Below are 15,361 nucleotides of genomic sequence, written 5' to 3'. Positions count from 1 at the left end.
AGCCTGGCGTCCTTTTAAGGGTTACGATAATTTTATCTGTCTAAAAGAAGAATTTCTAAAATTAAATTTAAATAGTTCCTTCGCTTCTTATGCAAGTCATTCCAGAGAAATTTCATAATTCAAGCAATGTAATACTTATTGTGGGATAATCATAAATATGCTATAAAATAAATATAAAAAAATATTTTAATTTTGTTGACAAAGTATATCTAAGATGATAGAATATTATTCGTTGAAGGACACAAATTGGTCTTTGAAAATTAAACAGAGATAAAGATGTAAATCATAAAGTCAGTGAATTTGAGTTTGAGATTAAATTCTTAAAATTGAGAGTTTGATCCTGGCTCAGGACGAACGCTGGCGGCGTGCCTAACACATGCAAGTCGAGCGATGAAATCCCTTCGGGGATGGATTAGCGGCGGACGGGTGAGTAACACGTGGGCAACCTGCCTCAAAGAGGGGAATAGCCTCCCGAAAGGGAGATTAATACCGCATAAAATTATGGAATCGCATGGTTCTGTAATCAAAGGAGCAATCCGCTTTGAGATGGGCCCGCGGCGCATTAGCTAGTTGGTAAGGTAAAGGCTTACCAAGGCGACGATGCGTAGCCGACCTGAGAGGGTGATCGGCCACATTGGAACTGAGACACGGTCCAGACTCCTACGGGAGGCAGCAGTGGGGAATATTGCGCAATGGGGGAAACCCTGACGCAGCAACGCCGCGTGAGTGATGAAGGCCTTAGGGTTGTAAAGCTCTGTTATCTGGGACGATAATGACGGTACCAGAGGAGGAAGCCACGGCTAACTACGTGCCAGCAGCCGCGGTAATACGTAGGTGGCGAGCGTTGTCCGGATTTACTGGGCGTAAAGAGTGCGTAGGCGGATGTTTAAGTGAGATGTGAAATACCCGAGCTCAACTTGGGTGCTGCATTTCAAACTGGGCATCTAGAGTGCAGGAGAGGAAAGCGGAATTCCTAGTGTAGCGGTGAAATGCGTAGAGATTAGGAAGAACACCAGTGGCGAAGGCGGCTTTCTGGACTGTAACTGACGCTGAGGCACGAAAGCGTGGGGAGCAAACAGGATTAGATACCCTGGTAGTCCACGCCGTAAACGATGGGTACTAGGTGTCGGGGGTCCAACCTCGGTGCCGCAGTAAACACATTAAGTACCCCGCCTGGGGAGTACGGTCGCAAGATTAAAACTCAAAGGAATTGACGGGGGCCCGCACAAGCAGCGGAGCATGTGGTTTAATTCGAAGCAACGCGAAGAACCTTACCTAGACTTGACATCCCAAGAATACTGTGGAAACACGGTAGTGCCCTTCGGGGAACTTGGAGACAGGTGGTGCATGGTTGTCGTCAGCTCGTGTCGTGAGATGTTGGGTTAAGTCCCGCAACGAGCGCAACCCCTATTGTTAGTTGCTACCATTAAGTTGAGCACTCTAGCAAGACTGCCTGGGTTAACCAGGAGGAAGGTGGGGATGACGTCAAATCATCATGCCCCTTATGTCTAGGGCTACACACGTGCTACAATGGTCGGTACAAAGAGACGCAAGACCGTGAGGTGGAGCAAATCTCAAAAACCGATCTCAGTTCGGATTGTAGGCTGCAACTCGCCTACATGAAGCTGGAGTTGCTAGTAATCGCGAATCAGAATGTCGCGGTGAATACGTTCCCGGGCCTTGTACACACCGCCCGTCACACCATGAGAGCTGGTAACACCCGAAGTCCGTGAGGTAACCGTAAGGAGCCAGCGGCCGAAGGTGGGATTAGTGATTGGGGTGAAGTCGTAACAAGGTAGCCGTAGGAGAACCTGCGGCTGGATCACCTCCTTTCTAAGGAGAACATGAAAAGGAAGTCACCTTTTCATAAATTATGACAAATTCACTGATATCTCTGTTTAATTTTGAGAGACCAAAATGCAATGATCAATAATTACTTATTGGTTATTAATGAATAAACATAGTTAAGAATTAACAATTAAAGATTAATGGTTAATTCTTAAGTTATCTATTGGATAAATTCAATCTCTCTAATATATAATAAAAATTTCAATTAGATACTGTACACGGTAATAGATTATTGTGTATTGTAAAATGAAAATATGGGGGATTAGCTCAGCTGGGAGAGCACCTGCCTTGCACGCAGGGGGTCAAGGGTTCGAATCCCTTATTCTCCACCATATGGGTCTATAGCTCAGCTGGTTAGAGCGCACGCCTGATAAGCGTGAGGTCGATGGTTCGAGTCCATTTAGACCCACCACTTTGTTCTTTGAAAATTGCACAGTGAAGAAAAGTAGAAATTATTACAATTGTGATGATTTCACTGGAGAATCAATTAAAATAAACAATCAGTAACTAGTAGCTAGACAACTAGCACACTAGAAAACTGATAAAAAGTAGTTTCTAGAAGGTTACTAAACTAGCAAGCTAAACACTAGCACGCTAGCACACTGGCCAACTAGCAAACTAACGAAAGGTCAAGCTACAAAGGGCGCATGGCGGATGCCTTGGCACTAGGAGCCGACGAAGGACGTGATAAGCTGCGATAAGCTGTGGGTAGGCGCAAATAGCCTGTGAGCCACAGATTTCCGAATGGGGTAACCTGCTCAGCTACGCTGAGTACTGTATGCTGAATTCATAGGTATACAGAGGCAAACCCGGGGAACTGAAACATCTAAGTACCCGGAGGAAGAGAAAGAAAAATCGATTTCCTAAGTAGCGGCGAGCGAACGGGAAAGAGCCCAAACCTAAGTCTTCGGATTTAGGGGTTGAGGATAGATCATAATGTCTTAGATTTTCTAATCGAAGAGAGCTGGAACGCTCCACCACAGAAGGTAATAGTCCTGTAGGTAAAAGAAATATAAGTAAGATCTACTCCAGAGTACCACGAGACACGTGAAACCTTGTGGGAAGCTGGGAGGACCACCTCCCAAGGCTAAATACTACCTAGTGACCGATAGTGAAGAAGTACCGTGAGGGAAAGGTGAAAAGAACCCCGGGAGGGGAGTGAAATAGAACCTGAAACCGTGTGCCTACAAACTGTCGAAGCACTTTACATGTGTGACGGCGTGCTTTTTGTAGAACGAGCCAGCGAGTTATGGTATGTAGCAAGGTTAAGCACTTTTGGTGCGGAGCCGCAGGGAAACCGAGTCTGAATAGGGCGATTAGTTGCATGCTGTAGACCCGAAACCGGGTGACCTATCCATGGCCAGGTTGAAACGGAAGTAAAATTCCGCGGAGGACCGAACCGCGTTGGTGTTGAAAAACCATGGGATGAGCTGTGGATAGCGGAGAAATTCCAATCGAACTCGGAGATAGCTGGTTCTCCCCGAAATAGCTTTAGGGCTAGCGTCAGGTAATGAGTAATGGAGGTAGAGCACTGAATAGGCTAGGGGGCATATCGCTTACCGAACCTTATCAAACTCCGAATGCCATTTACTTTTATCCTGGCAGTCAGACTACGAATGATAAGATCCGTGGTCAAAAGGGAAACAGCCCAGACCATCAGCTAAGGTCCCAAAGTGTAAGTTAAGTGGTAAAGGATGTGGGATTTCTAAGACAACTAGGATGTTGGCTTAGAAGCAGCCACTCATTTAAAGAGTGCGTAATAGCTCACTAGTCAAGAGATCCTGCGCCGAAGATGTCCGGGGCTCAAACTTACCACCGAAGCTATGGATATACAATGTATATGGTAGGGGAGCTTTCTGTACGGGTTGAAGTCGTACCGTAAGGAGCGGTGGACTGTACAGAAGTGAGAATGCTGGCATAAGTAGCGAGAAATGAGTGAGAATCTCATTGGCCGAAAATCTAAGGTTTCCTGAGGAAGGCTCGTCCGCTCAGGGTTAGTCGGGACCTAAGCCGAGGCCGAAAGGCGTAGGTGATGGACAATCGGTTGATATTCCGATACCACCATGATCCGTTTGAGAAATGGGGTGACGCAGTAGGATAGGATGTGCGCACTGATGGATGTGCGTCTAAGCACTTAGGATGATTGAACAGGCAAATCCGTTCAGTCTTAAGTCTGAGGTGTGATGGGGAGTGAAATTTTAGTAGCGAAGTATCCGATTCCACACTGCCAAGAAAAGCCTCTATCGAGGAAAATGGTGCCCGTACCGCAAACCGACACAGGTAGATGAGGAGAGAATCCTAAGGCCAGCGGAAGAATTGTTGTCAAGGAACTCGGCAAATTAACCCCGTAACTTCGGGAGAAGGGGTGCCTACGAGAGTAGGCCGCAGTGAATAGGCCCAAGCAACTGTTTAGCAAAAACACAGGTCTCTGCTAAAGCGAAAGCTGATGTATAGGGGCTGACGCCTGCCCGGTGCTGGAAGGTTAAGGGGATTGGTTAGCGTAAGCGAAGCCTTGAACTTAAGCCCCAGTAAACGGCGGCCGTAACTATAACGGTCCTAAGGTAGCGAAATTCCTTGTCGGGTAAGTTCCGACCCGCACGAATGGCGTAATGATTTGGGCACTGTCTCGACAACAAATCCGGTGAAATTGAATTGGAGGTGAAGATGCCTTCTACCCGCGATTGGACGGAAAGACCCCGTAGAGCTTTACTGTAGCTTAGCATTGAATTTCGGTATTGTCTGTACAGGATAGGTGGGAGACTTAGAAGCAGGGGCGTCAGCTTCTGTGGAGTCATCCTTGGGATACCACCCTGACAGTATTGAAATTCTAACCGGAGGCCATGAATCTGGTCACGGGACATTGTTAGGTGGGCAGTTTGACTGGGGCGGTCGCCTCCTAAAAAGTAACGGAGGCGCCCAAAGGTTCCCTCAGCGCAGTCGGAAATTGCGCGCAGAGTGTAAAGGCAGAAGGGAGCTTGACTGCGACACATACAGGTGGAGCAGGGACGAAAGTCGGGCTTAGTGATCCGGTGGTTCCTCGTGGGAGGGCCATCGCTCAACGGATAAAAGCTACCTCGGGGATAACAGGCTGATCTCCCCCAAGAGTCCACATCGACGGGGAGGTTTGGCACCTCGATGTCGGCTCGTCGCATCCTGGGGCTGAAGTCGGTCCCAAGGGTTGGGCTGTTCGCCCATTAAAGCGGCACGCGAGCTGGGTTCAGAACGTCGTGAGACAGTTCGGTCCCTTTCCGTCGCGGGCGTAGGAAATTTGAGAGGAGCTGTCCTTAGTACGAGAGGACCGGGATGGACCAACCTCTGGTGCACCAGTTGTCACGCCAGTGGCATAGCTGGGTAGCTATGTTGGGAAGGAATAAACGCTGAAAGCATCTAAGCGTGAAGTCCACCTCAAGATTAGATTTCCCATAGCGTAAGCTAGTAAGACTCCTGGAAGACTACCAGGTTGATAGGTCGGAGGTGTAAGCATGGTAACATGTTCAGCTGACCGATACTAATAAGTCGAGGGCTTGATCAAAATATAACTGACAATTGATAATTGACAGTTGATAATTAAAAGATTTTCCACACTGTGCAATTTTGAAAGAACAATAAGTTCTTTTAAAGGAAACTCGCTCAGCAAAGCTGAGGAGTACTATATGTCTAAGGTCTAAAGACCTAAGAACTATAGCATCTGGTGATTATGGCTTGAAGGTAACACCCCTTCCCATTCCGAACAGGACGGTTAAGCTTCAAAGCGCCGATGGTACTGCAGGGGAAGCCCTGTGGGAGAGTAGGTCGTCGCCAGGTTAAATATTCCGCGATAGCTCAACGGTGGAGCACTCGGCTGTTAACCGATAGGTTGAAGGTTCGAATCCTTTTCGCGGAGCCATTTTTTGGGGTTTAGGCCTCTTTTTTTTATTTTTTGAGGATTATTTTTGTTTAATAATATACTTTTTTGTTTTATTTTACATTTATACAATTAAATATGTTATAGTATTTATGTATGTTATTCATAAAGTGCAACTAAACTTGGAGGCGATTTAAATGTTATTTATGAAAAAAAACAGTGGAAAAATAGAAGTACCTAAAGAACATAAAAGTGATAATAGTGAAGTATTAGAAAAAATATATAAAATTAATGCTAGACAAAAGTATCAAGGTATACTTAATGAAAAGGTTTACATTAGGTCGGAGGGTACTTTAGATATTACAGAGCAATTAATTAAGTCTGTAGAGGCAATAAATACTCAATTAGACATAAATTCTAGTAATATAGCTAAAACGGTAGATGTATCCTCAGAGGTAGGAGCTTTTTCAGAAGAAGTAAATGCTAGTGTACAGGAAACCTTAAATGTCGTTGGAGATATGATGCAGAAAGCTGATTTAGGTCAGGAATCAGTGGATAATTTAATAAAAAGTATAGATATAATAAAAAATACTGTTTTTAATATGGAAGAGGCGTTACTTCAGTTATCTGAAAAATACAGTAAAATAAAGGGCATAGTAGATACTATAAAGGGAATAGCTAAAACAACTCATTTATTATCGTTAAATGCTAATATAGAAGCTGCTAGAGCTGGTGAAGCAGGAAAGGGTTTTGTAGTAGTAGCTGGAGAAGTTAAAAAATTAGCAGAAAATAGCTCTGTATCAGCAGATGAGATAGATAAAATAATAGAAGAAATCACAGATGTTACAGATAAAACATTGGAGATTATAAAAGAAGGGGCTGAAAAAGTTTCGCAAAGTACCAGTATTGCTGGGGAAAGTAAAAAATCTATAGATGAGTTAATTGAATCAGTAGATAGAACAAAGACTATTTCAGAGCAAATAGCAAATGCCGTTAAAGAGCAAACAGAAAAGAATGAATATATGATTTCTGTTATAAGTGAAATGGTGGAGGGAAGTGAGAGAGTAAAATTCTTCAATGAAGGCATATCAATAAATGCTGAAAGGCAGAGAGCTGCATTAAATGTTTTAAAAGAAACTATAACTAATTTAAATGAACTATCCAGGAATAAAGATAATGAATTCAATGAAAAAGTAAAATTCAATATATGTTTTGATAAAGTGCAGTCCTATGATCCATTAAAAGCTACTGATCTGAATACAATGTCAGTGTTATCTTTAATTAATATTGGATTAGTTCAATTTGGAACTGGTACAGATGTAATAGGAGCAATAGCTAAAAATTGGCATTTAGAAGAAGATAATGTTACTTGGGATTTTCAGTTAAGAAGAGGATTAAAGTTTCATAATGGAAGAGAAGTAACTGCTAGAGATGTGAAGTTTTCTTTTGAAAGACTATTAAGTAGATTAGAGGATTCACCTAATAGATGGTTATTAAGTGCAATTAAGGGATCAAAGGATTTCTATGAGGGAAGGATTCATGATGTTAATGGTATAATTGTTAATGGAGATTATAACTTAAAAATAGTATTGGAGCATCCTTATAGTTCTTTTGTAAATAATTTAGCTCATGGATCATGTGTGATACTTCCTAAGGAAGAAATAAATAGTATAGATAGAAAACCTATTGGCGCTGGTTCTTTTAAATTTAAAGAATATAGAAATGAAGAGAAAATATTGGTATTAGAGAAAGTTAAGGGACATGCATTAGGTGAAGCTATGATAGATGAAGTAAACATAATGTATGCACTTGAAGATACTACTAATGCATTTTTAGAAGGAGAGTTAGATTATATAACAGTTTCTCCTGAAAATATAGAAAAAATAAGCAATGAAGGATTTAATATAAATAAGAAGCCCTGTTTAGGTTCAAGATTTATAACTTTGAACTTTCAGAGAAACAATCCACTGATAAATAGCAGGAAAGCTAGACAAGCTATTAATTACTGTGTTGATAGAGAAAAAATAGTTAGAGAAGCTATGGGAGGATTAGAAATAGAAAACAGTGGTTTAATACCACCTATAATATTAAATGGAAGTAAGTCTGTAGGATATAAAAGAAATATGGAAATGGCAAAACAACTTATGGCTGAAAGTGGGATTAAAAATGGAAAGTTATCTTTATTAGTATCAAGTGATGGAAATACTAAGTATGTTCATTCTGCTATAGCTAGAATTTTTAAAAAAAATTTACAAGATATAGGGATAAAATTAAGTGTGAATGAGGTAAAAGGCTCTGAATACTATAATAAAAATAATGCAGACAAGTGTGATATGCTAATTTATGGCTGGTTAGGGGATTCAGGTACTGCGGATAACTTTATGGAACCATTGATAGATTTAGAAAATCCGGCAAATAGAAGTAGATATAATAATCCTAAATTAATGGAAATGATAAATGAAACTAAAAAAATAAATAATCCTTATAAATATAGAGATATGATTGAAAAAATAGAAAAAACCATAGTAGGGGATGCTCCATATATATTTTTAAGTAGCATATGTAATAATTATGCTTTTAGTAAAAATGTAAAAGGCTTAAAAGTAACACCTGTAAGTTTAATCAATTTACAGGATGTTTGGAAGGAATAGTTAAAAATTAATCAAGAGTTTATATTGTAAAAACAATTGTTATTGCAATATAAACTCTTTTAATTATAAGTATGATTATCCCACAATAAGTATTACATTGCTTGAATTATGAAATTTCTCTGGAATGACTTGCATAAGAAGCGAAGGAACTATTTAAATTTAATTTTAGAAATTCTTCTTTTAGACAGATAAAATTATCGTAACCCTTAAAAGGACGCCAGGCTAGCGAACCTGAGGCAGGACGCTGAATGTGAGCGTTAGATAATTTTATATGGCTAAAAGATTAGAATTTCTTAAATTAAATTTATTGTTCCTAGCTCTTATGCAAGTCATGGAGGAGAAATTTCATAATTCCATTACATTCTACCTTATTGTGGGTTAATCATAAGTATATTTTTTAATTTTTTGTAATGACTTCTATGTTTTTACCATCTCCAGATACTAATATATTTCCATCTAAATCTGACCTATATAATTTGCAATTGATTTTTTTTAATTTAGATACAGTTTCTCTGTGAGGATGTCCATATTTATTGTCTTTCCCAGAAGTAGCTATAGTTATTTTAGGGTTTACGTTTTTTAGAAAGTCTGCAGAGGTAGAAGAAACGCTACCATGGTGACCAAGCTTTAAAACATCAGCTGATACATCATATTTTTTAGATAACACATCTTTTTCTACTAAAGTTTCAGCATCTCCTGTAAAGAGAAATTTATTATCCTTATATTTTAGTTTTATTATAGGTGAATAGTCGTTTAAATCTTCATAATTACTTCTATTTGGTGATAACATTTCACATACTACATCCTTGCCTAAGTCTAAGATTACCCCCTCCTTTGCTACATGGATTTTTAAGTTTTTAGATTTTAGTGAGTTAATCATATCTCTGTAGGTTTTAGTAGTATGGGTTTTCTTAGGAGCATAAAAATTAGCTATGTTTAGGGATTTTATAACATAACTAGCTCCACCAATATGATCCTCATGAGGATGAGTAGTTATAAAATAATCTAATCTTTTCACATTAATCTTATTTAAATATGAAAGAAGTTTATCTTTACTATCTTTAGGACCAGCATCTATTAACATATTTTTGTTATTCACTTGAATTAGTATACTATCACCTTGTCCTACATTTATATAGTGTACAAGGATATTATCTTTCGATTTTTTATAAGTTTCTTCTGTGTTATTGTTATTATTTCTAGTATCTTTGTTAGAAGGATTATTAGTGCTAGAATTAGTACATCCAACTAACAAGAAAGCAGAAATCATAATTGATAAGAATAGAAAAATAGATTTTTTAAATATTTTCATAAAGTACCTCCAGTTTAAATATTAAATGCATATCTTCATTATATATGTAACTGACACTTAGTAAAAGAAATTTATTAATGTTATACAAAAAAATTTAATATTTAATATCTAATATCTAATTTAAAAATACGTTTTAAATTAAAAAGTATTCTAAATTAAAATTGCAGCAATTTAAATTTAGAATGGAATGCTTACACTGTATAGTTGAAAATAAAAATAAGCATTAGTATAATATAATTAGCTAAAAAAGTAAAAGGAAGGTATGGGACATGAGAACTTTTTTAAAAATAACAGTTTTTATATTTTATATGATAGGAGCAATTTTTAAAACAATTAAACTTAGTTTTTTAAAGAAATTTTCTTCTAAGGACAAGTATAACAAGTATTTAAATAAATCAGTTTACAAATGGGCAAAATTTTCAGTGGATTTAGTTGGAGTTAAACTTCATTTAGAGGGAGAAGAAAATATACCAAATGAAACATGTTTATTTGTTTCTAACCATCAGAGCAATTTAGATGTACCTTGTCTAATTGCGGCACTCAATAGACCTATGGGTTTTATATCCAAAAAAGAGCTAATAAAGGCACCAGTTATATCTACATGGATGAAAGCAATACATTGTGTATTTATGGATAGAAAAAATGTTAGAGAGTCTTTGAAGTCCATAAAAGAGGGTGCAGATATATTAAAAAGTGGAAATAACATGGTTATATTTCCCGAGGGGACCAGAAGTAAAAGCAATGCTGTAGGAGAATTTAAAAAGGGAAGTATGAAGTTGGCTACTAAAGCAGAGGTTCGGGTAGTTCCTATTACAATTGACGGTACATATAAAGCATGGGAAGGAAATGGAGGAAAAGGGCTTATTCCAGCAGATGTTACAATTAAAATACATAAAGGGATAGAAGTTAAAGAACTGGATAGAGAAAAAAAATCTACTTTGGCTGAAGACGTTAGAGATATTATATTATGTGGAATAGAAAAATAGCAATATAATGATTAACCCACAATAAGGTAGAATGTAATGGAATTATGAAATTTCATAATTCAAGCAATGTAATACTTATTGTGGGATAATCATATAATAATTTTTCATAGGAAATATAAAGATTAAAATTTAAAATTAATGATAAAATTCTTTTAGAAATTTTTAAAATATGAATTGAAAAAATTTTTTAAGAATTTCAATCTTTATTTTACGTTTTTAATTTAAAAGTATTATTCTAAATTTAAAGTAGTAATGTAAATTATATATAGTAAAATATATTGAAATCTTATGAAATATCATATATAATATGAATGTAAAATTAATTATATTATAATATATCTTCGGGGCAGGGTGAAAATCCCTACCGGCGGTTATAGCCCGCGAGCCGTAAGGCAGATTCGGTGTAATTCCGAAGCCGACAGTTAGAGTCTGGATGGGAGAGGAGAAATTCTTGTTTTGTTTTTTGAGCCCTGAATTATTTCAGGGCTTTTAATTTCCCCAAAACATTCCCCGATAAACCTGGGAGGGGTTTTTATGAAAAATTCAAAATTAAACAAAAACATCAAAATATCATTATTAGCAGTTATAGCTTTTTTACTTATGTTTATTGAAATATCTATACCCATATTTCCTGAATTTCTAAAAATAGATATAAGTGATTTGCCAGCGTTAATAGGAACCTTTGCCTTTGGACCTGTGTCAGGGGTTATAATTGAATTTATAAAAAATTTACTGCATGGACTATTTGCAAGCAAAACGGCTTTTGTGGGTGAGCTTGCAAACTTTTTAGTAGGTTCAATGATGGTAATAACTGCTGGAACTATTTACAATAGGAAAAAAGATAAATTAGGAGCAATTATAGCGTTGATTGCAGGTACGGTAGTTATGAGTTTAGGAGCTGCTATAGTAAATATTTTTGTATTGTTACCGCTTTATGAAAAAGTATTAGGATTTCCTATAAGTTCAGTAGTGGGTATAAGTTCTAAAGTAAACCCAAAGGTTGTAAATTTAGGTACACTTATAATTTGGGCCATAATTCCTTTTAATCTTATAAAGGGAGCTGTAGTATGTATTATGACTAGATTAGTATATAAGAGTGTTTCACCAATATTACACATAGAACAAATGAAAATAGGAAATGATAATTTAGAAAAAAATATCAGCAATAGTAAATAGAAAACACGAAATAGCTCAGCTTTTGCACATAATTTTCAATTATAATTTTATAACTGCAAAGTTGAACAAATAACAAATGTTAAATATCGAATAACAAATAATCCTCAATAGTAATTAATAATATGATTAAACTACAAAAAGGTACAATGAGGTGGAATTTCATTCTAGATAAATTTTATAATTGAAGTAATTTAATACTTTTTATGGGATAATCATAATATATAATCACTAAAAAATGGCGCTGTGACACTAAGAATAAATCCTACGATATATTGTGTTAACTTTAAACTTGCAAAACAATATATTGCATGTGAATTCCTTAATGTGACAGCCCTTTGGGGATTTAATTTATATATTTCTATTCCACATTATTAAACCGTCTTCTCCATCGGAATAGTATTTTTTTCTAATCCCCTCTTCTTTAAAGTCAAACTTCTTATATAAGTTTTGAGCGGCAACATTAGATGTTCTAACTTCTAATGTTAGTTCTTTTACCCCAAGATTTCTACATAAATCAAAAATACCATTCATTAAGTGAAATGAAATACCTAAACCGCGATAATTAGGGTGCACTGCTATGCTTATGATATGAGCTTCATCAAGTATGGCCCATATACCAACATAGCCCACCACTAAGTCATCTATAAGGGCTACTATGTAGTGAGCAAATTTATTCTCTAATTCTTTTGTAAATGAGCTTTTAGACCAAGGGTCTTTAAAACTAAGTAAATTTATTTTAAGAACTGTGTCAATATATTCATCTGAGATATTTTTTATTATTATATCATTCATATTATTCCTTCTTTTTTTCATATTCTCTTTCAGCTTGTGATTTTCTTAAATAGACGGGACTAGCAGTTAATATATCATCAGTCTTATTTTCTTTAAAAAGTTCCATACCTAACTGGCCTAATGATGCAGAATTCATTATATTCAAATGCGTAGGAGCAAAAAAGCACTGATCCAAAGAGTTCCTTAACTTAGATGAAAATTTGTAAGTGCCGTCTCCTATAAAAGTAACTGTAGAATTTTTTTCTTTTATAATATTTATTAATTCATCAATATGGATAGCCATGTAATCAGTTATTCTGCACAATTTCCCGTTATGGAATGTAAATAGGGCGGTATAAACATTGTCTCTTAAAGCGTCTAAAATAGGGCATATTAAGCCAGAGGTATAGGCTAAATTGTTAGCAAGAGAATCTAAAGAAGATACGCTCACTAAAGGTTTATTTAATCCTTGGCAAAGGCCCTTTATAGTTGCCATTCCAATTCTTAAGCCAGTAAATGAGCCAGGTCCCTTTGAACAAACAAATCCATCTATAGAGTTTATATTTAAACCTATATTTTGTAATAGATTTTCTATCATAGGCATAAGAATTACTGAATGTTGTTTTTTATAATTAAAAGTTATTTCTCCTAAAACTTTAGCATCTTCAAGTACAGCGCAACTTGCTACTTCTGTTGAAGAGTCTATACTTAAAATTCTCATATTTTAATCTCCTTTACGTAATTATATCTATCTCCAGTGTAATTAATAATTATTTTCCTAAAATTTTCTCCTAGTTCAGGGAGCTTATATATGCTTATTTCCATATGAGACTCTGGAATAAGTTCTTCTATGTAATTTGCCCATTCTATAACACTTACTGCAGGGCTAAATATATATTCATCAAAACCAATAGCATTTATTTCATCTGGATCATTTACCCTATAAACGTCAAAGTGGTAAAATTTTAATCTGCCATTATACTCATTAACTATATTGAATGTAGGACTTGTTATATAATCTGTAACACCCAATCCTTTAGCAATTCCTTTGGTAAGATGAGTTTTACCAGTACCTAAATCTCCAATTAGACATATAACATCTCCTGGCAAGGCTGATTTCCCTATTTGCTCTCCTACACATAAGGTTTTTTCAATACTATCTACTATAAATTCCATAAAATCCTCTCCTAGTTATTCAATAGTTTACACTATAAATATTCTATACTAAAAATACAAAAAATAAAAGGTAATCCTCTAATTTAGAATTACCTAATGTTATAATATAATTTAAGTGTATCTTTTAAATAGCACACAGCTGTAGGACATATTTCTCCCTCAGATGCCATATTGTCTATTATGCTGAATGCCTTTTCATTATCTAAACCTTTTCTATAAGGCCTGTCTTCTGTTAAAGCTTGATATATGTCACAAACAGATAGTATTCTAGATTCCTCACAAAGCTCAGAAGAATTTAATCCCCTTGGATATCCCTTAGAATTTAATTTTTCATGATGATTAGAAGCCCAATTTTTTATGTCATCTATATTTTTTATTCTGCTCAATATCATATTTGTATAGTAGGAGTGAGATTTTATAATAGCAAATTCATCTGAAGTGAGTGCACCATTTTTATCTAATATATCTGATGGAATAGCTAATTTACCTATATCATGTAATAAGCCTGCTATTTTCATTTTAATACATTTTTCATGAGGATAATTTAAATATTTAGATACATTAAATGCTAAATTAGAAATACCTCTAGAATGCATAGCAGTAAACTTACTTTTATTATCTATGACTTTAGAAAAGATGTATGCTATACTTTCAAATTGATTTATATCCATATAAATGTCTAGTTTAGGAGAGATGTTATCTAAAATAAAATCCATGTACTGTATATTATCCATGTTAAACCAAAACATATCTATAGAGCTTACTTTGAGAAATGCATTTACAATTTCTTTTGAAAAAATTTTATCCTCTTGTGAGATTACCCAGTTTACTATGGAGTGTTTTTGTAAATACGAAGGTAATACAGGATTGTGATAGGATTCAACTAAATCAGAAATTCTAATAATTTGACTTTCAATAGGAATTTCTGAACATTTTAAGCCGTTAGGACCGCTGCCGTCAACATTTTCATGGTGGTGAAGTATTATATTACATAAATCATCGAATATAGGAAAAGCATCTACTATGGAAGCTCCAATTAAGCAGTGCTGTTTTACAAAATTATTTGTGTCATCACTTTTTAATAAACTGTTTAAAGAGCCAATATCGTGTAGAAGAGAAGATACATATAATTCAACTGTAGAAGAGGTATCTAAAGAAAGAGTTTTACTAATTTCTAGAGCAATATATGTTGTTCTTTTAGAATGATGTATAAAAGTATGATTGTAAAAATTTGTATTTACATTTGAATTACTTTCAACAATTTTATTTTCACTTAAGCTTATTTGAGTTAAGTCTAAAGCTATGGATAAAGCCCTAACTACTTCTTCTAAATTAATTTTCATAGTGAAACCTCGCTTTACAATTATGGATTATTTTAGAAACTTAAGAATTTTGTATGAATATATTATACAATAATTTATTGCATAAAACAGTTATATTTTATAAAATATATATAAACATGTTTCTTAGTTTAAGATGGGAGGTATTTAAAGCTACCCCTAGAGATTTTTATCTAAGGGTAGAAAGTGTTATACAATGGAGTGGATGACATTATATTCTACTTCCATAAAATATGAAGTATTACAATAGGTAGCCA

At 35.6% G+C, this 15,361-nt stretch carries 8 protein-coding genes, 3 tRNA genes, 3 rRNA genes and 1 riboswitch; of the genes, 9 read left to right on the top strand and 5 right to left on the bottom strand.

Translation table 11 applies throughout. The features are described 5' to 3' along the window. Window positions 1-322: 322 nt before the first annotated feature. The 7 genes from CC89_RS16255 to CC89_RS16225 all read left to right on the top strand — a co-directional run bounded on the left by CC89_RS16255 (window position 323) and on the right by CC89_RS16225 (window position 8,343). Window positions 323-1,833: ribosomal RNA gene (locus tag CC89_RS16255) — 16S ribosomal RNA — on the top strand. A gap of 271 nt (window positions 1,834-2,104) precedes the next feature. Continuing rightward, window positions 2,105-2,180 (top strand) — tRNA-Ala (locus CC89_RS16250). Window positions 2,181-2,183: 3 nt separating this feature from the next. Beyond that, a tRNA-Ile gene (locus CC89_RS16245) sits at window positions 2,184-2,260 on the top strand. A 215-nt stretch (window positions 2,261-2,475) separates the two neighbouring features. Beyond that, window positions 2,476-5,380, top strand: a 23S ribosomal RNA gene (locus CC89_RS16240). 155 nt (window positions 5,381-5,535) lie between these two features. Further along, window positions 5,536-5,652 (top strand): 5S ribosomal RNA (gene rrf, locus CC89_RS16235). The 16S, 23S and 5S rRNA genes sit together here with 3 tRNA genes alongside, the layout of an rRNA operon. Before the next feature lie 7 nt (window positions 5,653-5,659). Further along, a tRNA-Asn gene (locus tag CC89_RS16230) sits at window positions 5,660-5,734 on the top strand. Window positions 5,735-5,889: 155 nt separating this feature from the next. Then, a complete protein-coding gene (locus CC89_RS16225) occupies window positions 5,890-8,343 on the top strand; it encodes an ABC transporter substrate-binding protein (RefSeq protein WP_035293971.1) in 2,454 nt (817 codons plus the stop codon). A gap of 397 nt (window positions 8,344-8,740) precedes the next feature. Here the strand turns inward: CC89_RS16225 and CC89_RS16220 are convergent, their stop codons facing one another. Further along, complete coding sequence (locus CC89_RS16220) at window positions 8,741-9,655, bottom strand: ComEC/Rec2 family competence protein (RefSeq protein ID WP_035293970.1); 915 nt, start codon at window positions 9,653-9,655, stop codon at window positions 8,741-8,743. A 269-nt stretch (window positions 9,656-9,924) separates the two neighbouring features. Between CC89_RS16220 and CC89_RS16215 the strand changes: the two genes are divergently transcribed. Both CC89_RS16215 and CC89_RS16210 read left to right on the top strand, forming a co-directional pair. Continuing rightward, the gene (locus CC89_RS16215; protein WP_035293968.1) at window positions 9,925-10,641 is read left to right on the top strand and encodes a lysophospholipid acyltransferase family protein; all 717 of its coding nucleotides are present in this window, start codon (window positions 9,925-9,927) and stop codon (window positions 10,639-10,641) included. 333 nt (window positions 10,642-10,974) lie between these two features. Further along, window positions 10,975-11,090, top strand: a riboswitch (FMN riboswitch). A gap of 85 nt (window positions 11,091-11,175) precedes the next feature. Next, entirely contained in the window at window positions 11,176-11,817 is a 642-nt protein-coding gene (locus CC89_RS16210; RefSeq protein WP_051931914.1) for an ECF transporter S component, read from the top strand. A 348-nt stretch (window positions 11,818-12,165) separates the two neighbouring features. Here the strand turns inward: CC89_RS16210 and rimI are convergent, their stop codons facing one another. From rimI to CC89_RS16190, 4 genes are all read right to left on the bottom strand, one after another. Next, window positions 12,166-12,609, bottom strand: a complete 444-nt coding sequence (gene rimI / locus CC89_RS16205; RefSeq protein ID WP_035293965.1) for a ribosomal protein S18-alanine N-acetyltransferase — start codon at window positions 12,607-12,609, stop codon at window positions 12,166-12,168. Window position 12,610: 1 nt separating this feature from the next. Beyond that, window positions 12,611-13,309 carry a tRNA (adenosine(37)-N6)-threonylcarbamoyltransferase complex dimerization subunit type 1 TsaB gene (tsaB, locus tag CC89_RS16200; protein WP_035293962.1) on the bottom strand — a complete coding sequence of 233 codons (699 nt, stop codon included), beginning with the start codon at window positions 13,307-13,309 and terminating at the stop codon, window positions 12,611-12,613. Next, window positions 13,306-13,764 carry a tRNA (adenosine(37)-N6)-threonylcarbamoyltransferase complex ATPase subunit type 1 TsaE gene (tsaE, locus tag CC89_RS16195; RefSeq protein WP_035293959.1) on the bottom strand — a complete coding sequence of 153 codons (459 nt, stop codon included), beginning with the start codon at window positions 13,762-13,764 and terminating at the stop codon, window positions 13,306-13,308. Before tsaE ends, tsaB begins: the two co-directional genes overlap by 4 nt. 89 nt (window positions 13,765-13,853) lie before the next feature. Beyond that, a complete protein-coding gene (locus CC89_RS16190; RefSeq protein WP_035293957.1) occupies window positions 13,854-15,107 on the bottom strand; it encodes an HD domain-containing phosphohydrolase in 1,254 nt (417 codons plus the stop codon). Between the last annotated feature and the right edge of the window lie 254 nt (window positions 15,108-15,361).

The sequence above is a fragment of the Clostridium sp. KNHs214 genome, assembly GCF_000744935.1.
In the GTDB taxonomy this organism is placed as follows: Bacteria; Bacillota; Clostridia; order Clostridiales; family Clostridiaceae; genus Haloimpatiens.
Note: the sequence above shows the minus strand (reverse complement) of the source record. Positions and strands in the feature narration are given on the sequence as shown.

Coding starts and splice junctions, on each gene's coding strand:
- CC89_RS16190 (WP_035293957.1), bottom strand. CDS start 15,107: ATGAAAATTAATTTAGAAGAAGTAGTTAGGGCTTTATCCATAGCTTTA.
- CC89_RS16225 (WP_035293971.1), top strand. CDS start 5,890: ATGTTATTTATGAAAAAAAACAGTGGAAAAATAGAAGTACCTAAAGAA.
- rimI (WP_035293965.1), bottom strand. CDS start 12,609: ATGAATGATATAATAATAAAAAATATCTCAGATGAATATATTGACACA.
- CC89_RS16215 (WP_035293968.1), top strand. CDS start 9,925: ATGAGAACTTTTTTAAAAATAACAGTTTTTATATTTTATATGATAGGA.
- tsaB (WP_035293962.1), bottom strand. CDS start 13,309: ATGAGAATTTTAAGTATAGACTCTTCAACAGAAGTAGCAAGTTGCGCT.
- CC89_RS16220 (WP_035293970.1), bottom strand. CDS start 9,655: ATGAAAATATTTAAAAAATCTATTTTTCTATTCTTATCAATTATGATT.
- tsaE (WP_035293959.1), bottom strand. CDS start 13,764: ATGGAATTTATAGTAGATAGTATTGAAAAAACCTTATGTGTAGGAGAG.
- CC89_RS16210 (WP_051931914.1), top strand. CDS start 11,176: ATGAAAAATTCAAAATTAAACAAAAACATCAAAATATCATTATTAGCA.